The 22589-nt window shown below is 60.1% G+C and carries 19 protein-coding genes and 1 tRNA gene; 10 read left to right on the top strand and 10 right to left on the bottom strand.

From position 1 onward, the window contains the following. Positions 1–250: 250 nt before the first annotated feature. Entirely contained in the window at positions 251–1210 is a 960-nt protein-coding gene (locus tag H7H48_RS07615) for an alpha/beta fold hydrolase (protein ID WP_229448405.1), read from the top strand. Positions 1211–1216: 6 nt separating this feature from the next. Here the strand turns inward: H7H48_RS07615 and hisN are convergent, their stop codons facing one another. Both hisN and H7H48_RS07605 read right to left on the bottom strand, forming a co-directional pair. Then, positions 1217–1987, bottom strand: a complete 771-nt coding sequence (gene hisN / locus H7H48_RS07610; protein ID WP_229448404.1) for a histidinol-phosphatase — start codon at positions 1985–1987, stop codon at positions 1217–1219. Positions 1988–2263: 276 nt separating this feature from the next. After that, positions 2264–3154, bottom strand: coding sequence for an N-formylglutamate amidohydrolase (locus H7H48_RS07605; protein ID WP_229448403.1), 891 nt, complete (start codon positions 3152–3154; stop codon positions 2264–2266). Positions 3155–3338: 184 nt separating this feature from the next. Between H7H48_RS07605 and cpdR the strand changes: the two genes are divergently transcribed. Beyond that, a complete protein-coding gene (gene cpdR / locus H7H48_RS07600) occupies positions 3339–3701 on the top strand; it encodes a cell cycle two-component system response regulator CpdR (protein ID WP_007008549.1) in 363 nt (120 codons plus the stop codon). Positions 3702–3818: 117 nt separating this feature from the next. Beyond that, positions 3819–3893 (top strand) — tRNA-Val (locus H7H48_RS07595). A 159-nt stretch (positions 3894–4052) separates the two neighbouring features. Here H7H48_RS07595 and H7H48_RS07590 read toward each other — a convergent pair. Both H7H48_RS07590 and H7H48_RS07585 read right to left on the bottom strand, forming a co-directional pair. Further along, the gene (locus tag H7H48_RS07590) at positions 4053–4727 is read right to left on the bottom strand and encodes an amino acid ABC transporter permease (RefSeq protein WP_229448402.1); all 675 of its coding nucleotides are present in this window, start codon (positions 4725–4727) and stop codon (positions 4053–4055) included. Between the two features lie 111 nt (positions 4728–4838). Then, on the bottom strand, positions 4839–5603 hold the full coding sequence (locus tag H7H48_RS07585) for a GntR family transcriptional regulator (protein ID WP_229448401.1): 765 nt from the start codon (positions 5601–5603) through the stop codon (positions 4839–4841). Between the two features lie 84 nt (positions 5604–5687). On the opposite strand from H7H48_RS07585, the gene kynU reads away from it, so the two are divergent. The 5 genes from kynU (at position 5688) to H7H48_RS07560 (ending at position 12861) form a co-directional block, all read left to right on the top strand. Then, a complete protein-coding gene (gene kynU / locus H7H48_RS07580; RefSeq protein WP_229449209.1) occupies positions 5688–6911 on the top strand; it encodes a kynureninase in 1224 nt (407 codons plus the stop codon). Positions 6912–7106: 195 nt separating this feature from the next. Then, entirely contained in the window at positions 7107–8279 is a 1173-nt protein-coding gene (locus H7H48_RS07575; RefSeq protein WP_229448400.1) for an efflux RND transporter periplasmic adaptor subunit, read from the top strand. Next, a complete protein-coding gene (locus H7H48_RS07570; RefSeq protein WP_229448399.1) occupies positions 8276–11392 on the top strand; it encodes an efflux RND transporter permease subunit in 3117 nt (1038 codons plus the stop codon). The genes H7H48_RS07575 and H7H48_RS07570 overlap by 4 nt, the downstream gene beginning before the upstream one ends. A 109-nt stretch (positions 11393–11501) precedes the next feature. Continuing rightward, complete coding sequence (locus tag H7H48_RS07565; protein WP_229448398.1) at positions 11502–11984, top strand: MaoC family dehydratase; 483 nt, start codon at positions 11502–11504, stop codon at positions 11982–11984. Positions 11985–12153: 169 nt separating this feature from the next. Further along, positions 12154–12861 (top strand): SAM-dependent methyltransferase, encoded by a 708-nt coding sequence (locus tag H7H48_RS07560; protein WP_229448397.1) that lies wholly within the window; start codon positions 12154–12156, stop codon positions 12859–12861. A gap of 70 nt (positions 12862–12931) precedes the next feature. Here the strand turns inward: H7H48_RS07560 and H7H48_RS07555 are convergent, their stop codons facing one another. Both H7H48_RS07555 and H7H48_RS07550 read right to left on the bottom strand, forming a co-directional pair. Further along, positions 12932–14938: a BCCT family transporter gene (locus H7H48_RS07555; protein WP_229448396.1), complete on the bottom strand. Its 2007-nt coding sequence runs from the start codon at positions 14936–14938 to the stop codon at positions 12932–12934. A 217-nt stretch (positions 14939–15155) separates the two neighbouring features. Beyond that, a complete protein-coding gene (locus H7H48_RS07550) occupies positions 15156–16166 on the bottom strand; it encodes a DUF2156 domain-containing protein (protein ID WP_229448395.1) in 1011 nt (336 codons plus the stop codon). 136 nt (positions 16167–16302) lie between these two features. On the opposite strand from H7H48_RS07550, the gene H7H48_RS07545 reads away from it, so the two are divergent. Both H7H48_RS07545 and H7H48_RS07540 read left to right on the top strand, forming a co-directional pair. Next, positions 16303–16974, top strand: coding sequence for a metalloregulator ArsR/SmtB family transcription factor (locus H7H48_RS07545; RefSeq protein WP_229448394.1), 672 nt, complete (start codon positions 16303–16305; stop codon positions 16972–16974). Between the two features lie 21 nt (positions 16975–16995). After that, positions 16996–18399, top strand: coding sequence for an MFS transporter (locus H7H48_RS07540; RefSeq protein ID WP_229448393.1), 1404 nt, complete (start codon positions 16996–16998; stop codon positions 18397–18399). 12 nt (positions 18400–18411) lie between these two features. Here the strand turns inward: H7H48_RS07540 and H7H48_RS07535 are convergent, their stop codons facing one another. The 4 genes from H7H48_RS07535 to H7H48_RS07520 are packed head-to-tail and all read right to left on the bottom strand — an operon-like array spanning position 18412 to position 22578. Then, positions 18412–18708, bottom strand: a complete 297-nt coding sequence (locus H7H48_RS07535) for a hypothetical protein (protein ID WP_229448392.1) — start codon at positions 18706–18708, stop codon at positions 18412–18414. Positions 18709–18768: 60 nt separating this feature from the next. Then, the gene (locus tag H7H48_RS07530) at positions 18769–19311 is read right to left on the bottom strand and encodes a sarcosine oxidase subunit gamma (RefSeq protein ID WP_229448391.1); all 543 of its coding nucleotides are present in this window, start codon (positions 19309–19311) and stop codon (positions 18769–18771) included. Continuing rightward, complete coding sequence (locus tag H7H48_RS07525) at positions 19304–22285, bottom strand: sarcosine oxidase subunit alpha (protein ID WP_229448390.1); 2982 nt, start codon at positions 22283–22285, stop codon at positions 19304–19306. Before H7H48_RS07525 ends, H7H48_RS07530 begins: the two co-directional genes overlap by 8 nt. Next, complete coding sequence (locus H7H48_RS07520; RefSeq protein ID WP_229448389.1) at positions 22285–22578, bottom strand: sarcosine oxidase subunit delta; 294 nt, start codon at positions 22576–22578, stop codon at positions 22285–22287. The genes H7H48_RS07525 and H7H48_RS07520 overlap by 1 nt, the downstream gene beginning before the upstream one ends. Positions 22579–22589 lie beyond the last annotated feature (11 nt).

Below are 22589 nucleotides of genomic sequence, written 5' to 3'. Positions count from 1 at the left end.
GGAATCGTTCAGCTTGATCACGGTAGGGTTGGCGAACCTGATGGTTGGCCTCGCGCTGCCATCGGGGAAGCACCGGATGTAACGTCCCTTCCACCGGTGCGGAACGCCGGAAGCGGCATGACGTCGCTTCCGGCATTCATTTCCCCAAACCTTTCCATTTCTTGCCTTTCAGCCGACCCGGCTCTATCAATCCATAGGAAAATCATCTTCTTCCGCCCCTCATCTTCGCTCTTGAGGCCAATGTTTCCGCATGGATGACCTGCTGATTGTGGTTCCTGAAAATCCCGCACCAGAGGGGATTAAGGCAGGTCTGTTGCGGACAAGCGACGGGATCTCGATCCGGTATGCCCGCGTGCCGGGCCGGGGCGAGACGAAACGCGGCACAGTGGTGCTGCTTCCCGGCCGCAACGAATACATCGAAAAATATTTCGAAACGGTCGATGATCTTGCGCAACGGGGTTATGGGACGGCAATCCTCGACTGGCGTGGGCAGGGTGGCTCTGAAAGGCTTCTGGCGAATGCCAATCGCGGCTATGTGGAGAGCTTTGGCGATTATGTCCGCGACCTGGACGCGCTGTTTGAGCAGGTTGTTCTGCCCGATTGCCGGGGCCCCTACTACATCCTTGCGCATTCGACCGGTGTGCTGATCGCCCTTCTTGCGTCCCCCAGCCTTGCCAATCGCGTGCGCCGCATGGTGCTCTGTGCGCCCCTGCTCGGCCTTGCGGCGTCTTCTTCGACAACGGTGTGGGTCAGGCGTCTCGCCCGGTTTCTCTATGCGATCGGCTTGGGCAAAATGTACATGCCGGGCCGTCGAAACCGGCTCAAGACCCCGGATTTTTCACCCGCGGCGCTGAGTTCCGACCCGAAACGCTTCAACCGCAACCGCGCGACTGTGACGGCCTGGCCGGGGCTGGCCATAAATGGCCCGACAGTGGCCTGGACGCGGGCGATGTTCCGCGCGGTGGAACAGGTGACGGAGCCGGAGTTCATGGCACGGCTGCACATCCCCTCGCTGACACTGGCAGCAGGCGGCGACCGGGTCGTTTCCAACAGGGCGATTGAAGCCTATGTGCAGCACCTGCGCAGCGGATCCCTGTTGACGATCGACGGAGCGCGGCACGAATTGCTTCAGGAGGCTGATCGCTTTCGCGAGCAGGCGCTTGCAGCTTTCTTTGCCTTTGTGGAAGGCGCGGACGACATCGACCACTGAACTGGATCAGCGCAGCAGCGCCATCGCTTTTTCGTGGAGCTCGCGGGTTGCCGCAGCAATGATGTCGCCACCGCTTTCAGGTCGCCCCCCTGCCCAGCTCGTGATCACCCCACCTGCCTGTTCGATGATCGGAACCAGCGCGACAATGTCGTAAGGCTGCAGGCCAGACTCGATGACAAGATCGACCTGCCCCGCAGCCAGCATGGCGTAGGCATAGCAATCGGTGCCATAGCGGGCGAGACAGACCGCTTCTTCCACCCGGTCGTAAGCCGCGCGACGCAGAGCATCAAAGAGCGCAGGCGTGGTGGTGCACAGCGTGGCATCGCAAAGTTCGGTCGTGTCGCGGGTCTTCAACCGGCGCGCACCGCCGGGGCCCTCATAGTGGCTGCCCTCACCCACCGCATAGAACAGCTCACCCGTAAATGGCTGGGACATCATGCCCGCAACCGCCCGGCCCGACACCGTTAGCCCCACCAGTGTTCCCCAAAGCGGCAAGCCCGAGATGAACGCGCGTGTGCCGTCAATCGGATCGATGATCCAGCGGTGATCGCTCGCCTCGCCCTCAAGGCCAAATTCCTCACCCAGTATGCCATGATCGGGATAGGCCTCACCGATCAGCGCGCGAATGGCTTTCTCTGCCTCCCGATCGGCCTCCGTGACCGGATCGAAACCACCATCCACCTTATTGTCGATCAGCACAGGCTGACGAAAGCGCGGCAGGGTCTGTTGTGCGGCAGCTTCGGCAATGCGGCGCATCAGAGCCGGCGAGACGGTCATGGAAAACTCCTGGATACTGGATTTTCTGGCGGGCGAATGGTCGGGAGCCGATTTTCGCTGTGAATGCGACCGTTTGCAACGGTTCAGGAACGGTTAACGCTTGACAATGCTGCAATGCAACATAAACTTCCAATCAGGCAGTTTATCTGCCGAATGCCCTTTTTGGGCGTTTCCTCCCTAGACTTTAGGCCGCGTCGCCAAAACGATGCGGTCTTTTTTTGTGTCTTTTTCCGCAGATCGGCAACAGCATATGCTGCACTGCCGCAAAATCGTGGATCATTCGGCGGCCAGGGGAAAAGCGCTGAAGTGCTGGCTGGCGGTGAGCATCAGCTCGCGGGCGAAATCTGTTAAATCCTCTCTAAGCGCGTGAAAGCCTGCCGTCTTCTCCAGCGTGCGCTCATCCATATAGAGGCTTCGATTGATCTCGATCTGCAAGGCGTGAAGCCCCTGCGCGGGACGCCCGTAATGCTCTGTAATGAAACCGCCCGCATAGGGCTTGTTGTGCACCACGCAGTAACCGCGCGCGGTTAAAAGCCCGATCACCCACTCCGTGAGAACAGGGGCAGCCGACACGCCGAAACGGTCGCCGATGATGAAATCCGGCCGCAGACCGCCGTCACCAGACCGCACCCCGGCGGGCATGGAATGACAATCAATGAGAATGCCATGCCCGAACGCGCAATGCGTGTCGATGAGAAGGCGTTTGAGGCATTCATGATAAGGCTGGTAGATCGATTCTATTCGTGAAACCGCCTCAACCAGCGGCAACCGCCCCTGATAGATATCGAGCCCCTCCCCCACCAATTTGGGCACTGTACCAAGCCCGCCCGCCACCCGTGGCGAGCGGATATTGGCATAGGGCGGCACCGGCTCGCAAAACATGCGTGGATCAAGCTCCCAGGGCTCACGATTCACATCGAGATAGGCCCGCGGGAAGTTGGCTTTCAGGAAAGGGGCGCCACAGGCGACAACACCGGAAAAAAGTTCATCCACATAACAGTCTTCCGACCGCCGGATCACCCTGGCGTCGAGCTTGCTCATCTGAAGAAAACGTTGCGGATAATGGCGTCCACTGTGTGGCGAGTTGAAAACAAAGGGCACCTCCTGCGACGCTGGAGCATACACCTCGAAGGCGGGCACCGTGCCGAAATCCGCTGCAGCATTCATTCGTGTTTTGCGCCTCCGCAACGCTGTATTCTTCCGAAGCCTGCCACCGGCGCCCCCGCCTGTCCAGCCGCTCCACAGACTGGCCCATAAGGATTCACTTGATATTTACCATGCGAGAATCATATAGCTGGTAACACATAAGCGGTTGGCGGGACGACCGCTCTCGCACGATTCGGACGGCACAATGGCACGGATTCTCCTGGCGGAAGATGATAACGATATGCGGCGCTTTCTCGTGAAGGCGCTTGAACGAGCAGGCTACGAAGTGGTGGACTTCGACAATGGCGCCGGCGCCTATGACAGGCTGCGTGAAGAGCCCTTTTCTCTCCTTTTGACGGACATCGTGATGCCGGAAATGGACGGCATCGAGCTGGCACGGCGCGCGACGGAAATCGACCCAGACCTCAAGGTGATGTTCATCACGGGTTTCGCCGCTGTCGCGCTGAACCCCGACTCGAACGCTCCGCAGGATGCAAAAGTCCTTTCCAAACCCTTCCACCTGCGCGATCTCGTGAATGAGGTGGAAAAGCTTTTGCAGGCAGCCTGAGAGGCGTTTCGTAGCGGGGAGATGCGGCATTCGAGACGGGTGTCGAAATTGCGGTAAAATCCCCAAACTACCTATTGACGCCTGCCGCAATTTTATGATCTATGCGCGGCGTCGGATGGGCGTGTAGCTCAGCGGGAGAGCACTACGTTGACATCGTAGGGGTCACTGGTTCAATCCCAGTCACGCCCACCATCCGAACCCTCTTTCAAGTTAATACATTGTGTTGGTGCGCTACATCTGCTGCGTTCGTCTGCAGGATCGGTGGCGTTCGGTGTTTTGCGACCTGCCTTTTGCCGGGCCCGACCGAGCCGGCCGGTGGGCGCCGCGAGAGCCGGGAGGAAACCGGTCGGCTCAGCGCCTCACGGTGCGAAAACGCTCTTCCAGATACGACACCAGACGCACCGCTGGCCAAAGCACGATCAGATACATGACCGCGGCGGCGATTAGCGGTGTGGGATTGGCCGTCAGCGCCTGGGCATCGGTCGCCTGCTTGAGAAGATCGGGCATGGCTACCACGGAAGCCAGCGACGTATCCTTGGCAATTGCCACGGAATTGCTCGTGTGCGGCGGGATCGCCACGCGAAATGCCTGTGGCAGGATGATTTTGTAGATGATCGCCCAGAACGGCATGCCGAGAGCCTTCGCCGCCTCGGTTTGCCCCTCGGGAATCGACTGGATGCCAGCGCGGAAGACCTCCGCGGTGAACGCAGAAAAGACCAGTCCGAGCGCCAAGGTTGCGGATGTGAACGCGTTGAGGCGGATGCCGACAAAGGGCAAGGCATAATAAATCAGTACGAGGACAACGAGAATCGGCAGCGCCCGAAACACATCCACGTGCAAAACAGCGAGAAGGCGCAATGGACGCGGCCCATAAAGCCTCGCCAGGCAGATGAGCACCCCCGCGAGCCCTCCGAGCGTAATCGTTGTGAGGGCAAGCAGGATCGTATTCCAAACCCCCTTCAAGAGCATCGGAAAGATACGGATAAAAACCTCGGCATTAAGGAATGTATCGACGAAACCCGGCATGTTTTTAATCCTCCCGCGGCACTCCCCGCATCCCCACGGATGGCCGGTTGATCCTGTTTGACCGAGACACGGGTCAGGCACCCCTTTCCCGGTTCTCGTGCTCGACTGGCTTCACGCCCTGGCCGGGCCATCCCCCACCGATTGTTTCGCTACCGATTGATAGACTGCCAGCGTGAACTGGACGTGCTCGCGCAGCAGGCTAGCAGCGAGCTCCGCATCGCGGGCAAGCACGGCATCCATCAACCGCGTGTGATTGGAAATAGACAGCGCTTCCTCAAGGAGCGCCATAGTCGCTGCGTCGTGTTCGACAGGGTTCCCCGTGTCATCATCCGGCAAAAACAGAAGAGCCTGATGATGGCGCCTCAACTGCTCGGAGATCTGACGCTGAAAGGATCTCAACCAGCCTGATCTGCCGGCCGAAAGAAGTGACTGATGGAAGGCGTCATGCGCGTCCATCCATACCGTAAAAGCCGTGGAGCTGCCGCGGCGCAGCGAGGTCGACGCACGAGACAATTGGTGATGACACGCCACGATGGCGCTTTCCCAATCCAGATCGCCATGGGCTATTGAGTCCTTGAGAAGCGCCGTCTCCACCACCGCTCGCGCCTGCTCAAGATCCTCCAGTTCCGCGACGGAAACGGACGCAACACGGTAACCGCGATTGGGGCTGAGAACCGCAAGTCCAGCCTCTTCCAGACGCGGTAGCGCTTCCCGCAGAGGCGTGTATCCGATCCCGTAGCGCTTCGACAGCGTCATCAGGCGCAACGGCTCCCCGGGCGCCAGAACTCCATCCACAATGTCCCGCTTTAGGGCGGAAAGCGCGTCTTCAGGCTCCTGCAGGTCACGCTTCGGCATTGTCTCGGTCTCAGATTTCATATAATCAATCATATTATATATAATCTGCCGGGCCAACAGGATTTTGATCAAATGAGCACAGCCGAACAAAATCAGGATATCGCGATGATGGCAAGTGCCCGGGAGAGTGACCGCAAGGACCCGTTGAAAGACTATCGCTCCCGATTCAGTCTTCCAGACGGCGTCATCTACCTGGACGGCAACAGTCTCGGTGTGCTGCCGGCTGATCTCAATTATCGCATGAGCGAAATCATTGAACATCAGTGGGGCGAACGTCTGGTGCGCGGGTGGAACGACGCTGGCTGGATCGACCTCCCTTCTCAGGTAGCGGGGAAGTTAGCCGCCCTGGTCGGGACGAGTGCAAGCTGCATCGCGGTTGGCGATTCCACATCGATCAACGTCTTCAAGGTGCTTTCTGCCGCCCTCTCCCTGCGCCCCTCCCGGCGCGTTATTCTATCCGACCGGAACAATTTTCCGACCGATCTCTACGTCGCCGACGGCCTCACGCGTCTCCTCGGGCAGGGCTACGAGTTGAAGCTCGCCACGGCCGAGACGATGATTGACGCCCTGGACGAAAGCGTGGCTGCGGTGCTTCTGACGGAAGTCGATTATCGTACCGGTGAGCGTTACGACATGGCGGCCATGACCCGGCACATTCATGAAAAAGGCGCGATGGCGATCTGGGATCTGTGCCACAGCGCCGGCGCCTTCCCGGTTCATCTGGATTCCGCCGGGGCGGATTTTGCCGTTGGCTGCGGCTATAAATATCTGAATGGGGGCCCCGGCGCGCCCGCCTTTCTTTATGTCGCCGAACGGCACTTGACGAGCGTCACCCCCGCGCTGTCGGGATGGATGGGGCATAACGCCCCGTTTGCCTTCACAACGGATTATACCCCGGCTGCGGGGATTGACCGCATGAAGGTGGGCACGCCTCCGATCCTCTCCCTCTCCGCACTCAACATTGCACTCGATGCATTCGACGGTGTCGACATGACACTGGTGCGTCAGAAATCGCAGGAACTGTGCGACCGCTTTATTTTAGAGGTCGAACGCCGCTGCCCTGAACTGAAGCTTGTGACCCCTCGCGATCACGCGATGCGGGGCAGCCAGGTGTCCTTCAGGCACCCTGAAGGATATGCGATCATGCAGGCGCTGATTGCCAACGGCGTTATTGGCGATTTTCGGGCTCCCGATATTCTGCGCTTCGGCATGACCCCGCTCTACTTGCGACACACCGACATCCTGGCTGCTGCGGAAACACTCGAACGTGTGATGCGCGAAAAACTGTGGGACCGGGAAGAATATCGCCGACGCGCGAAGGTGACCTGACAGCCGGCAGCGGCGATGCATTCAACATCAACCCGGGAAGCAACGCCGTTTGCTTCCCGTAGCCTTACGATAATTTAATACTAGAACAGATGAAAAGCCGCCCGGAAGCTGGCATAAAGGGCAAGGCTCGAAGCGACCGGTATACCGGCTGATCAGTGCCGCCTCCATTGCCAAAACCGAATTGCCGGAGCGTGCATGTCTTTCTGGAAACAGGCAGTTGCCTGCCTCATCATTCTTATCGTCGCAGCATTCGTCTGGTTCCTTTACTACCCCGGCGCACAGGATGTTCTGGCCCGCTCGGGGCTTGTCTCACCCCAATCTGGATCGCAACAGGCCGCAGCAGAGCGCGGCCCGCAGCGTGGAGGCCGTGGCGGGGGCGGTGCGCCGGGCCCGGTGGTGACAACACCGATCACACATGCGACGATCAACGACCGGCTCACCGCGATCGGCACCGGCAGGGCGCGGCGCTCGGTGGTCGTCAATCCGCTCACCGCTGGCACGCTGGTCGAAATCGCGGTCTCCTCGGGAGCGGAGGTGAAGGCCGGCGATCTGATCGCCAAACTCGATTCAGATGCCGAAGAGATCGCACTTGATCGCGCCGTCATCGCACTGGAGGATGCCCGCGCGACGCTCGAGCGCATCAAGGCGCTACGCACCTCCAACACGGTGAGCGTGGTGCAACAGAACGAGGCCGAGCTTGCTCTGCGCAATGCGGAGCTGGCCAAACGCGAAGCGGAACTTGCCCTTGAACGCCGATCCATCACCGCGCCGATTGACGGCACGGTCGGCATTCTCCCGATTTCCGCAGGCAGCTATGTCACCAACAGCACGGAAATCGCCAGCATAGACGACCGGTCGCAAATCCTGGTGGATTTCTGGATTCCCGAACGCTATGCGGGCCTGATCGATATCGGATCGCCGCTGACCGCCATTTCGGTCGCACGCGCGTCTTCGGTTCATGAAGGCGAAATAAGCGCGATCGACAATCGGATCGACCCGGAAAGCCGGACGCTGCGCATCGAGGGACGGATTGACAACCCCGATGACCGCCTGCGCGCCGGCATGGCCTTCACCATCTCCATGCGCTTTCCCGGCGAAACCTACCCGGCCATTGATCCGCTGGCCATTCAGTGGAGCTCTGACGGGCCATTCGTTTGGGCAGTTGAAGACGGTATGGCGCGCCAGAAGCCCGTTCGAATCGTTCAGCGCAACGCCGACAGTGTGCTTGTTGACGCAGAGTTTGGCGAGAACGCGCTCGTCGTCACCCAGGGCATTCACAATGTGCGCGAAGGCACTCCCATTGAAACAGCCGGCAAGCCGGCCAGTGCCGGCGCCAGACAGGCCAATGCGGGAGGATCCGCGTCGTGAAGGAAACGCTTCAGAACGCCCAAACCGGCATCACCGCCCTGTTTGTCCGGCGCCCGGTTCTTGCCTTTGTCTTCAACACGCTGATCGCGGTGGCCGGCCTTGCGGCGCTCTTCGGCATCGAAGTTCGGGAACTGCCGGATGTCGATCGCCCGGTTATCACCGTCTCCACCAATTTCTCCGGCGCGGCCGCAGAAACGATGGACCGCGAAGTGACGGCCATGATCGAAGGTGCGGCCGCTCGCGTTTCCGGCGTGGTGGCGATTTCTTCAGACTCCTCCTATGGCCGCAGCCGCGTGACAGTGGAGTTCAGCGATAACGTCAACCTGGATACAGCCGCTTCCGATCTGCGCGATGCGGTGAGCCGCATCCAGAACAGTCTTCCCGATGATGCCGAAGCGCCGCGCATCATCAAATCCGACAACGACGCGCAAGCGGTCATGCGGATTGCGCTGACCTCCGCAAGCATGCCGGTGCAGCAACTCACCACCCTGGTGGAGGATGAGGTCGTTGATGCGTTTTCGGCTGTGCCCGGAGTTGCAGACGTTCAGGTTTATGGTGATCGGACGGAAATCTTCCGCGTCGACATCGACCAGACGAAGCTCTCCAGTATGGGGCTGACAGTGGCCGATGTTTCGAAGGCTCTTGGCACTGTCGCGTTCGATACACCGGCCGGCTCGCTCAGCAACACGACGCAGGACCTGACGGTGCGTGCCACTGCCGCCATCTCGACGCCGGAAGAGTTCGAGGCGATCTATCTGAAGGACAATGTCCGGCTGGGAGAGGTTGCGACTGTAACGTTAGGTGGCGATCTCGGGGAAAGCCAGTTGCGCGCCAATGGCCGCACCGGCATCGGACTGGGCATCGTGCGCCAGGCCCAATCGAACACGCTCGAGATCTCTACCGGCGTCCGCAAAGCGGTGGAAGAAGTGCGCGCGATCCTGCCCGAAGGGGTCGACATCGAGGTGACCAGTGACGATGCGACCTTTATCAACGGCGCCATACACGAAGTCGAGATTGCGCTGTTGATTTCCGTGACCGTGGTGCTTCTGGTCATTTTCATCTTCCTGCGCGACGTTCGCGCGACGATCATACCAGGTCTCGCCATCCCGGTTGCGCTGATCGGCACGCTGGCAACCATTTATCTGACCGGCTTTTCCATCAACATCTTGACCCTGCTGGCTCTGGTTCTGGCGACAGGTCTTGTGGTGGATGATGCCATCGTGGTTTTGGAGAATATCGTGCGCCGGCGCAATGAAGGCATGGGCGCGCGCGCTGCCGCCGTGCTCGGCACGCAGGAGGTTTTCTTCGCGGTTCTGGCAACGACGGCCACGCTTATAGCGGTCTTCGTTCCCATTTCCTTCCTGCCCGGGCAGGCAGGCGGTCTTTTCAAGGAATTCGGTTTCGTGCTCGCGATGGCCGTGTTCCTCTCCTCCATCGTGGCTCTGTCGCTGTGTCCGATGCTTGCTTCTCGCATGCTGGCCTCACACCCCGAAGGGGAGGAAAAGCAAGGCAGCGGTTCAGGTACCGGGCGTGTCCTGTCGACCCTTTATCGGCGCTGCCTGCAAGCCTGCCTGAACGCGCCGGCCGTGGTGGTGGTGATTTCGGTGCTTTTCGCTGCCGCTTCCTATGGAGCCTTCGGTTTCATCAAATCCGAGATCACGCCGAGCGAGGACCGTTCGATCGCCTTCATGCGCGTGTCAGCACCGCAGGGCGTCAGCCTTGACTACTTTGCCGAACGGATGCGTCGTATCGAGGCCCTGATAGAACCACTGCGCGAAAGCGGCGAAGTGGTCAGCACATTTTCCATCGCCGGACGCGGCTCCTCCAACAGCGGCTTTCTTGTATTGCGGCTGGCCGACTGGGAAAACCGCGAGCGCAGCCAGCAGGAGATCGTTGCCGATATCTCTGCCCGTGTGCGCGATGAGCCCGGTGTGCGTGCCTTTGTTTTCCAACCCAACAGCCTCGGCATTCGCGGCGCGGGCAACGGCCTGAGTTTCGCGATAGCCGGCAACAACTACGCCAAGTTGACGGAAGCCGCGGAGAAGATCGTCGCAGCGATGGATGAGGATCCGAGTTTCCGCCAGGCGCGCCTTTCCGATGACACGACACAACCACAGCTTTCGATCGCCATCGACCGTGAACGCGCCTTTGATCTGGGGATCGATATTGATGGCCTTGGCAACACCATCCAGGCAATGCTCGATGGCCGCAAGATCGGCTCGGTCTTCATCGATGACCGAAGCGTGGACGTGAAACTGGTCTCGACCACGAACCCGGTGAACGATCCGACCGACCTGGAAAATATCTACATCAAGGCAGGCGATGGCCGCTTCGTGCCGTTGTCCGTCATTGCAACGCTCAAGGAACAGGCCGTTCCGCCATCCCTGTCGCGCGAGGATCAACTGCGCTCGGTGGGGGTCAATGCAGCACTCGGCAATGTGGCGCTGGGCGAAGCTTATGAAAGGGCGCAGACAATTGCCGAACCTTTCCTCGAGCCCGGCATGCGCCTCGTGCCGCTCGGCGAGGCGGCTGCGCTTGGCGAAACCGCCAATTCCATGTTGATCATTTTCGGCTTTGCGCTGGTCATCATTCTCCTTGTACTCGCTGCCCAATTCGAGAGCTTCACCAGCGCGATCATCATCATGGCAACGGTGCCGCTCGGGCTTGCCTGCGCTGTGTTCGCCATGTTGCTGACGGGCACCAGCCTCAATGTTTACAGCCAGATCGGCCTCGTGTTGTTGGTTGGCATTATGGCCAAGAACGGCATTCTCATCGTCGAGTTCGCCAACCAGCTCAGAGATCGGGGCATGGGTGTCCGCCAGGCCGTTGAAGAGGCATCGCTCATCCGACTGCGCCCGGTTGCCATGACAATGATCTGCACGATCGTCGGCGGGGTACCGTTGGTGCTTGCAAGCGGCGCCGGCGCGGAAGCGCGTGTCGCGCTTGGCTGGGTGATCGTGGGTGGCCTTGGCCTTTCCACATTGTCCACCCTTTTCCTGACCCCGGTGGCTTATCTGCTGCTTGGCCGTTTCATCACTCCGAAAGTGGAAGAAGAAGAAAGGCTTGAGCGCGAGCTTCACCACGCGTCGCGCCTCGGTGGCAAGCTCTCCTGAACATTGGGGCTGAAGCGGGTGACAATCGCCGTACAAAACTGTATCTGTGCGCGGCGCGCGGGGGCGAATGGAGCCCGCGCGACCCCTTCAACAGCCACGGAGTGCCCCGTTGAGTACCGGGACAATCAGCATTGAGGAAGCCGAGAAACTGGTGGGACAGGAAGTCGGCCTGTCCAACTGGCGTGTCGTCACCCAGGAAATGATCGATCAGTTCGCCGCAGCGACCGATGATCACCAGTTCATCCACACCGACCCCGAGCGTGCCGCGCGGGAAACACCTTATGGCGGCACGATCGCTCACGGCTTTCTCTCCCTGTCCCTCCTTTCGACAATGGTGTTCGAGGCAGTGCCGCGTCTTGAAGGCTCGGCGATGGGTGTGAATTTCGGTTTCGAGCGTATCCGCTTTCTGGCACCGGTGCGATGCGGTGCCCGCATTCGCGCGCGTTTCGTGCTCGCCGCGATTAAATTACGTCCCTCGGGTATCGCCGAGGTGAATTACGACGTTTCCGTCGAAATCGAGAATTCACTGAAGCCAGCACTTACAGCACACTGGCTGACACTGGCGATGCCGGACCGTGGGCGGGATGAATAAAGAGTGGCTCGCTCATGGGCGCTGGCTTCAGGAAGCCGGTTTCGGGCCAGACGTTAACGTTACCGGACGGCCAACAATTGCTCGACCTGTATTCCGCAGTTATTCACGTTAATAATACTTGCGGCCTTTCAGATTCTGGAGGGCATTACCGTTCCTCCAAGAGTTCTCCATGACGCTCAGTTCCAGCCCATCACTTCAAAAGGAAGAACGGAAGAACCCCTACCGCGATCCCGAAAGCCTAGAGTTCAACTTCAGAGCAAGGCGATTTCAACATATCCGCCCGCTTATCGAAGACGCCCTGGACGAGAAGCAAAAGATCAACATTCTCGATCTCGGCGGCACAGAAGAATACTGGCAGATTGGCGCAGACTTTCTCAACCACCACCGTAACAAGCTCAAGATCACGCTTCTCAATCTGGAAGCGGAAGAGGTGGAAGACACGAACATATTTGAAGCTATTGCCGGCGACGCGGCGGACCCGAAGCTCCTGCAGGGAGAAGGATTCGACCTTGTCCACTCCAATTCCGTGGTTGAGCACATGGGAAGCTGGGACAGAATGCAGCGGTTTGCCGAAAACAGCAAAAGACTGTCCAGCCGTTACTTCGTCCAGACCCCGAATTACTGGTTTCCTTTCGAGCCGCATTTTCGCCTGCCCGGGTTTCAGTACCTGCCCAAAACCATGAAGGTCTCACTCGTTCAGCGGTTCCAACTGGGCTTTTTCCCCCGCACGCCGGATCGCGGAGAAGCATGCTCGCTGGTCAGGCACAACACGCTGATTTCAGCGGCACAGATGCATGAGCTCTTCGACGACGGAAACATCATTTTCGAGAAGTTCGCCTTCCTGAACAAGTCGATCATGGCCATACGCGCGCGCTGATCGAACTACCGCTCAGGCCTGGACGGCGAATGAGGCCGGAGGCGACTGCAATCCGGCCCCAGGGAGGTTTTTAGTCCTCCTTTTGCGCCTGAACGTCATGTTCCGGTGCAGCAGAGACGAGCTCTGAGGCTGTCGACTGAACCAACAGCAAATAACGCTCATACTGAATCAGCACATCATGGATGATCTGGTCGCGCGTCATTCCCATGATGTCATACCCCTTGCTACCGCTCGAGAACTCGGTCCGGGCTTCGTAGCGCAGGCCGGATCTTGCCGCATCGAAGGCAGAAAAGGCCGGCAGTTTCTGAGAGGCTGGCGCGACACCGTAAACGAAGTTTCGCATGTCTTCGGCTGGCGAGGTCAAGGCAATGGCGCCACTCTCCTCTTCCTCCACAAACGCCTCACGGCCTCGCTCGGTGAGCTCCCTGGCCACTTGTTCGAGGGCGGGTTTCACCTCCTTCTGAATGAAGGAAAGGATCTCCTTTTCGCTTGGCGCATGGAGCATCAATCCAAGCCTGCGCTGCCAGGTCAGCCCGGAAGCCGGATAAGCGGGAGCAACCTGCGGCACGGCGGCATGCGCTTCGCGCTGCGCCAGATCGGCCCGCATGCCCACATAGAGCGCCCAGACCAGGGCGAGCATCACAAACGTGAAGGGCAATGCGCTGGCGATGGTGGCAGATTGCAGCGCGCCCAATCCACCGGCGAGCAGCAGAGATGCGGCAACCAGGCCTTCAAGCGCACACCAGAAGACCCGCTGAAGGGTGGTGGTTTCCGTTTCACCACCTGCTGCGATGGTATCGATGACGAGCGAACCGGAATCGGACGAGGTGACAAAGAAGATCGCGACAAGCGCCACGGCCAGCGTCGATGTCAGTCCCGTCAACGGCAGATAGGTAAAAAACTGGAAAAGACCGACGGAAACATCCTTCGCCACTTCCGCACCCAGTTCCCCCGCTGCAATGCCCGTATCCACGAAGATTGCCGTGTTGCCGAAGACGGTCATCCAGAAGAAGGTAAACCCTGCCGGAATAAAAAGGACGGCCGTCACGAATTCACGCACTGTGCGGCCGCGTGAGATGCGCGCGATGAACATGCCCACGAAAGGCGACCAGGATATCCACCACGCCCAGTAGAACAAGGTCCAGCCATCAACCCACGGCGTCGGCTCATAGGCATAGATGTTGAAGGTGCGCAGAACGAGCGTGTCGAGATAAAGCCCGATGTTCTGCACGAAATCGCGAAAGAGATCTGCTGTCGGCCCGACCACAAGCACGAAGATCATCAAAAGGACCGCCACGACCAGGTTCGTCTCCGACAGGATGCGGACCCCCTTGTCCAGCCCGGTAACCACCGAGATTGTGGCAAACGCGGTGATGACCGCGATAAGTGGCAGCTGCACCCAAGGCGCAATGGGCAATCCGATCAGATAATTGAGACCTGCGTTGATCTGGGTGACGCCCAGCCCAAGCGATGTGGCGATGCCGAACATGGTCCCGACAATGGCGAAGATATCCACCGCATGGCCGATGGGGCCGTTGATCCTGTCCTTCAACAGCGGATAGAGGCCGGAACGGATGGTGAGCGGAAGATTGTAGCGATAGCCAAAATAGGCAAGCGAAAGCCCCACCACCGCATAGATGGCCCAGGCATGGATACCCCAGTGGAAAAAGGTGACCGTCATGGCTTCTCGCATGGCGGCGATGCTTCCCGGCTCTGCTGTGGGCGGCGCCAGAAAATGGGTCATGGGCTCACCAACCGCATAGAACATCAGGCCGATGCCCATGCCAGCCGCAAAAAGCATGGCAACCCAGGAATGATATTTGAACTCTGGTTCAGAATCGTCTGGACCGAGTTTCAGTCTACCGAACTGTCCGAACGAAAACAGAAGCACTGCAGCCAGGAAAATACCGACGGAGAGGAGATAGAGCCAACCGAAGCTCGCCAAAATGTTGCTCTGCAAAGCGGAGAACATCTCCCCTGCCCGGCCGGGAAAAACGATACCGATCAAAAGAAACACGGCGATGATGGATACCGCACCGAAAAAGACCGGTGGGTTGATAACAAAGCGTTTGAACATGAGGGATACTCTCTGCGCTTCCGTTTTTGAAATGGCGATTGGCGCTCTCAAAAAATGGCTCGCAAAGGGCGGAAACACCCCCTGAATGGCTGGGACACGCGGTCAGAGCGCCGGCGGCAAGCGTCTCGTTTCTGCGGTGCATAAGGTGGATTGTCAATGTTTGGCGGACAAAGCCAAGGTCGGCTTTCGGGTAACGCTTGACAGAAGAGGCGTGGGCTCAGACGATTCCGCACGCCCGAACAAGCTTGAGGAGGCGCGGCAGGGAGGGCTTCGTGTTCATCGCGCACCAGGTCTCGCGCGCTTCCCCTCCATAGCTCTCCTTGTGCCTTGCAAGCGACTGCGTGGGATAGACCAGCTTCTGGGCAAGGGGATTGGTGTAGATGAATCGGAATGCACGACGGGTCAGCCAGTCCTTTTCGAACTCCTGATCCTCGATCTTGTGAAACGGCATGAGACCAAGATAAAGCTTCGGCACGCCTTCAGCCTGAAACGTTTCCACGGCATGGCGCACGAGAAAGTAAGCGGCCAGAGGATCGGTATCCGGCAGCCAGCGGCGTGTTGCCGAAAGATATCCGATCAGCTTCCCTTCTTCATACAACGGATCAAAGAATGCAAAGGCGAGCGGCTGATTATCGCCATCCAGTATGAAAAATTTTCGAACATCGGGCTCATCACGCAACTGGATGGGGCGCACGAGAAAGGAAAGCTCGCGGCGTTTTGTGGTGCGGGTGCGCCGCCAGCCGAGAGAGATATCCTCGACTTGCTTCACTTGCAGCGATGCCACGGGAACCTCCGCAACGCGGCATCCCATGCGGGTGAAACGGTTCGCGGCCGTGCGGAAACTGCGCCTGGAAGGCCCGGTGAAACTATAGGTTTTTAGATCGATCAGGCTTTCTATACCCAGCGCATTGACGAAAAACCCCTTGGACGAAAGAAGCTCTGCCATCGGGCGGGAGACCTGCCAAAAGGTCACGTCGTTCTTGACCGCTACAAACGCGTCTAGCAGGGCAGGCCAAAGTTCTCTTGGTGCAAGCGGGTCAGCCAGCGCATAGGCTGTTCGTCCCACCATCCGGTAAGCGATGACACCATCCTCATTGCCGAAATACCGCATTCCCGGCTGATGCGCGACCGAATAGGCAAGCACGAAACATCCGTGCCGCTGAAGAAGCGCATGGCGCTGATTGTCGGTGAGAAGAGCGTTGTCGCTCAGGCGATCAAATTTGGACAAGCGAGCTATCTGGTTCACGGCGAAGAATCATGTTCTGCGCCCCCACGGACGGAGGGATGCCACGCATTGGGGATGGTGACAAGCCGATTGACAATAAAGAAACCAATTGGTTATTTAATATCAATCGGAGAGTGCCATGACCAAACCTGCTGCATCAGTTCAGAGCGAAGACGCACCAGAAAGTGCTGACGACCGTTTGCTCTTTGCCCTCAAAACAAAGGGGGCGATGACAGCCCAGCGTCTGGCGCATCAGCTCGGCATCTCAACTGTAGCCGTGCGCAAACAGCTTTCGCGCCTGGAACAGGGTGAACTGGTGCAGTTTCAGGAAGAGGTACGTGGACCTGGACGCCCCGAGCGGGTGTGGCGCCTGACGGCGAAGGGGCATGGCCGTTTCCCCGACAGCCATTCGGACCTGACACTCGAACTGATCAACTCGATCCGACGGGTGTTTGGAGAGGAAGGGCTCGACAGGCTGATCGGCGAGCGTGAACAGACAATGCAGACCTCCTACAAACATGCGGTCCGGGAACATTCGGATCTCGCCGAGCGTGTTGCTGCTCTGGCCCGTATCCGCGCGCGGGAGGGTTATATGGCCGAAATCGAGCCTCTCGAGGACGGCGCCTATCTCCTGATTGAAAATCATTGCCCTATCTGTGCCGCCGCGATGGCCTGCCAGGGCTTTTGCCGCTCCGAACTCAACGTTTTCAAAACCGTTCTTGGCCCTGAGACCCGGGTCGAAAGGACGGATCATATTCTGGCCGGCGCAAGGCGCTGCGCCTACCGCATAGAAGAACGTTCAGCCGACTGAACCTGAAAAGCCGAGGTCATTATGACAGATACAAGCACCGAGGGCCCTCTCGGCAACACCGGCTGGGCGGCAATCCTGAAAACCGGACAATTGGGCCAGTTTGCACTGCTGTGCCTCGGCATCTGGCTTCACGCCGCCGACACACTGCTTGTGGCAACGGCAATGCCTGCGGCGGTCGCGGAGATCGGCGGCGACCGACTGGTGAGCTGGACGCTATCACTCTATCTGCTGGGGTCGATCATCTCGGCGGCGGCGGCAGCCCTCGCAGCCACGGCGGTGGGCCTGCGCCGGGCCTTTGTGATCGCGGCACTCGTCTACACGATGGGCTGCATGATCAGCGCACTTGCGCCCAACATGCCTGTGATGCTGCTGGGGCGCTTCGGTCAGGGGGTGGGCGGCGGCCTGCTGGTGGCGCTGACCTATGTCGCGATCCAGCGTCTTTTTCCCAAGGACATGTGGCCGCGCCTGATTGCGCTGATGTCGGCGATCTGGGGCGCTTCCGCCTTCTGCGGCCCTATGATTGGTGGCTTTTTCGCAGATGTCGGCCTGTGGCGCTGGGGTTTCTGGACCTTCGCGATCCAGGCGTTGCTGCTTGCGGTTCTCGTTCCAGTATTCCTGCGCCCGACCAAAGCGGGCATGGCGAGCGCGCAGCGTTTTCCGATGATGAGGCTCACGCTCCTGTCGCTTGCCGTACTCTCGGTAGCGACAGCGGGGATCTATGTGACGCCGTCCATCTCTCTCCCGCTGGTGATAGCGGGCGCGGTGCTGTTTCTTCTCTTTCTTAAAAGGGATGGGAGTCGCAAGAGCGACAAGATGTTTCCGACGCGCGCTTTCGATATCCGCACGCCTGTGGGCGCTGGCTTCATTGCCAATATTGCCCTTGGTACGGCAGCCATGTCGTTCACGGTTTATGGCCCATTCTTTCTGCAACGCATCCACGGCCTGTCGGCACTGGGAGCCGGCTACGTGATTGCGGCTGAAGCGGTTGCCTGGAGCACAACGGCCGTGGTTTTCGCCGGGGTGAATGAGATGGGAGAGCGTCGGGTGATGAAAACCGGAGCCTTGCTGATCCTCCTGGCGGTCACTCTGCTCGGTCCCGCAATGGCGGACGGCCCAGTGTGGGCGGTCGTGTTGCTCTCAATCGCTCAGGGCGCGGGCTTCGGCATGTTGTGGGGATTTCTGATCCGCCGCGTGGTCGCTGCCGCCTCCGAAACCGAGCGCGACAGCGCATCCTCCGCGATGCCGACCACGCAGCAGATCGCATTTGCGCTCGGCGCGGCGCTTGCCGGCATTGTTGCCAACATGGCCGGCTTCGCCGAGAGCGGCGCGTCCGAGACCATGCAAACAGTGGCGATCTGGGTATTTGCCAGCTTTGTCCCGCTGGCGGCCTTCGGTGCAGCGGCAGTCTGGCGGGTTGCCCGCTAGAAGCGAAAACCGCTAGCGCTCTCTCTTGGGTCGCCCCGTGTGGGTCGTCGAGGTCACGGACACAGGGTCGCTCGCTGGAAACGTGTCCTCGAGACCTTCTTCCAGCTCTTCCTCGAGTTCCTCCGGGTCCGTCGCCTCCCTCGGAGGCTTTTTCGCGAACTCCCCCGGCGCTCCGGTGCGGGTCGTGCGCGTCACGGAAACCGGGTCACTCGCTGGAAAACTCTCTTCCAGCCCTTCCCTTAGGGCTTCTTCCTTTTCCATCTTCTCGGTTTTGGTTTCAGAACTCGGTTTCTTGTGGTCAGGCTGCATTGATGTATTCCCTTTTCAGGTCAATGCGGGAACAGCCTGTCCGGTTCCACGCTACGCCGATCATCGGTCGCGGGCAGCCTGCTCCAACAGCATGAAGACATAATCCGAGAAGGAGCGCCAACACTCCACCCGGAAAGCATCGCTGCCAGTGCGCCACAGAACGATCTCAGCCTTGCCGAAAACGGTTCGCGAGCAGGCACCGACCGGAAAGGCAACCAGAGAAAGGTCCTGTGGGCATCCGGCATTGAGCACAGTCTCGCAACGCGGGCCGGAAACCAGAACCGCGGTGTTGCGATGCGAGACTTCCACGGCAGAGTGGAATGCCGTGACCGAGGCACACACACCGACCAGATCGGCTTCGGTCTCGTCGATCACCAGCCATTCATCCGGACCTAGCCACAGGGCGACGCGACCATCCTTAGCGGTGGACGCCTTCGGGCGCTGTGGCAAATCGAGACCCAGGGCTTTCGAGAGAGACTTTACCGCAGTCTTCGGCGCACGCAGGGAAAGCCGCGTGGATGGCTCTGCGCGCACCAGGGTGATGCCTTCATCATTGAGAAAGCGGCCTTCGAGCGCGTTCGCCCGTGCAATCGTGTCAGCCATTGGTGCGCTCTCCCTTCTCGTCGAAGAAAACGGTGGAGGTGACCTCCACTTCGATCACCCCGTCGGGCATGGGCACATAAAGCGTCTCACCCATGCGTTCATGCCCGCCAGCAACCAGCGCCAGCGCGATGGAATGCCCGCAATTCTCCGACCAGTAGGAGGAGGTGACATGGCCGAGCATAGGCACGGGCACCGGCGCTTGCGGGTCGGCAACAATCTGCGCGCCCTCTTCCAGAACCGTTTTCGGATCGCGCGTCCTGAGGCCAACGAGCTGTTTGCGCCCGGGAGCCACGAGGTCCGGGCGCATCAGACCGCGCATGCCGACGAAATCCGTTTTCTTCTTGCCGATCGCCCAGGAAAGCCCGGCGTCGTGCGGCGTGACGGTGCCATCCGTCTCCTGCCCAACAATGATGAAGCCTTTTTCTGCTCTGAGCACATGCATGGTTTCGGTGCCATAGGCGCAGGCCCCATGCTTTTCGCCTTCCGCCCAGACGGCCTCCCACACGGCGCAGCCATAATCGGCCGGCACATTGATCTCGAAACCGCGCTCGCCGGTGAACGACATGCGGAAAAGCCTCGTTGGCACGCCGCAGATCATCCCTTCCCGCACCGACATATGCGGCATCGCCTCGTCGGAGAGGTCGATCCCTTCCACCAGCGGGGCGATGATGTCGCGGCTTTTCGGTCCCTGAACGGCGATCACCGCCCATTGCTCCGAAGTGGAGGTCAAATAGACCTTCAGATCCGGGAATTCGGTCTGGAGATAGTCTTCCATATGGTTGAGCACGCGCGGTGCGCCGCCGGTCGTGGTGGTCACGTGGAAGCGGTCTTCGGCAAGCCGCCCCACCACGCCGTCATCATAGATGAACCCGTCCTCGCGCAGCATGACGCCATAGCGGCAGCGCCCGACGCCGAGCTTCTGCCACGGGTTCGTGTACATGAGTTCCATGAAGCGCGCGGCGTCCGGGCCGACGACCTCGATCTTACCAAGCGTGGTGGCGTCGAAGATGCCCGCACTCTGGCGCACCGTGCGGCACTCGCGGGCAACGGCTGCATGCATGTCCTCACCGGGCTTCGGGAAATACCAGGCGCGTTTCCACTGGCCGACATCCTCGAACACGGCACCATGGGCTGCTGCCCAGTCGTGCATGGGCGTGCGCCGCACCGGCTCGAACAGACGGCCCTTGCCGTGTCCCACAAGCGCGCCGAAGGTGACGGGCGTATAGGGCGCGCGGAAGGTGGTGAGGCCGACGTCGGGGATCGGCCTGTCCAGCATCTCGGCCGCGATTGCGAGACCGTGCATGTTGGACGTCTTGCCCTGATCGGTCGCCATGCCGGTGGTGGTGAAGCGCTTGACGTGCTCGATGGAGCGCATGCCCTCGCGCACCGCCTGGCGGATGTCCTTCGCGGTCACATCGTTCTGAAAATCGACAAAGGCCTTGGCGGTGCTTTCCGCCCCTGCCCCCTCGCCCGCACCCAGCATGCCGCCGCTCCAGCGCTCGGTGCTATTGGAAGAAAGCTTTGGTGGATTGCCGGATGCGCCGGCAGCTTCATGACCGGCCTTCAGGGCGTCGGCCACCGTCTCCTCCAGATCGACGCTGCCCGCACACGCGCCAATCGAAACCAGTTCCTGAACCGTCTGGCCGGGGAGGAAGCGCTGTGTTTCGGCATCAAAGGCAAGCTTGCCGCGCGACTGCGAGAAGAGGTGGACGGCTGGCGTCCAGCCGGAAGAGGTCAGGAGCGCATCGCAAGAAATGCTGCGCTCGGCCCCGCCGGAAATCGGTCCTACCTTTATGGATGAAACCCTGAGCCGCCCGCCCGTGCCGTTGACGGCATGCCCCGTCAGGCACTCAATGCCGAGACGTTGCGCCTCTTCCACATGCGGCCCCTGCGGATCGGGCCGGCAATCGACGATGGCAGCAATTGCAACACCTGCACGTTTCAGATCGATGGCCGCGTACCAAGCGCTGTCTTCAGCCGTGTAAACCGCCACATTGCGCCCGACCGCTACCCCGTAATGGTTGAGATAAGTGCGGGCGGCGGACGCCAGCATGATGCCCGGCCGGTCGTTGTCGGGAAACACCATGTGCCGCTCGATAGCCCCTGTGGCGAGCACCACGCGCCTTGCCCGCACCTGCCAGAGCCGCTCACGCGGCTGGTCTTGCGCAGGACTCGCGAGATGATCGGTCAGCCGCTCGACGAGCCCCACCATATTCTGTGCGTAGTAGCCGAAACCCGTTGTGCGGGTGAGAAGCCGGACGTTCTCGCGCGAGACGAGATCCGCCGCCACCGCCTGCGCCCAGTCCCAGCCGGGCTTGCCGTCGATCATCGCGCCGGTCTCGTAGCGCAGCGCGCCGCCCGTTTCCGCCTGTTCGTCAGCCAGAATGACACGCGCGCCTGTATCGGCGGCAGCAAGCGCTGCGGAAAGCCCGGCAGCCCCGCCGCCGATGACCAGCACGTCGCAATGGGCGAATCGGTTTGCGTAACAGTCCGGATCGGGCCGGTCAGGTGCCTCTCCTAGACCGGCAGCGCGCCGGATGAAGGGCTCGTAAACCCGCTCCCAGGCGGCCTTCGGCCACATGAAGGTCTTGTAGTAGAAGCCAGCGGAGAAGAAGGGCGATGCCAGATCGTTGAGCGCGCCGATATCGAAGGAGAGCGAGGGCCAGCGGTTTTGCGAGACCGCGTTCAGACCTTCATATATTTCCTGAACCGTGGCGCGCACATTGGGCGCCCTGCGGGCCGCATCGCGGTGAATGCCGACCAGCGCATTGGGCTCTTCCGCACCGGCGGAGACCATACCCCGCGGGCGATGATATTTGAAAGAACGCCCGACGAGATGCACGCCATTGGCCAGCAGGGCCGATGCAAGCGTGTCGCCGGTAAGCCCCTCGAAGGACTTGCCGTCGAAGGTGAAACGAACGGGATCGGCCTTGCCAAGCCGGCCAGCGGTGGCGATGCGGAAGGGCTGGGTCATCACTTGCCCTCCCCATCGAGATCCGGCTTTGGCTCGCCAGCCTTATAGGTCATCAAAAACTTGTCTGACACCGTGTCGCGTGCGGCGTTGAAGAAGCGGGCACAACCATGGATGTGCCGCCAGCGTTCATAGACAATGCCCTTGGGGTTTGAGCGAATGAAGAAGAAGCGCTCGAAATCTTCATCCGACATTTCGGCCATGTTTTCAGGTCGGGCGATATGCGCCTCGCCGGCATGGCGGAACTCCAGCTCCGGCCGGTCTTCCTGGCAATAGGGGCAGTGAATGAGAAGCATGTGATCCCCTT

It is taken from the genome of Nitratireductor sp. B36 (genome assembly GCF_020833685.1).
Classification (GTDB): domain Bacteria; phylum Pseudomonadota; class Alphaproteobacteria; order Rhizobiales; family Rhizobiaceae; genus Nitratireductor.
Note: the sequence above shows the minus strand (reverse complement) of the source record. Positions and strands in the feature narration are given on the sequence as shown.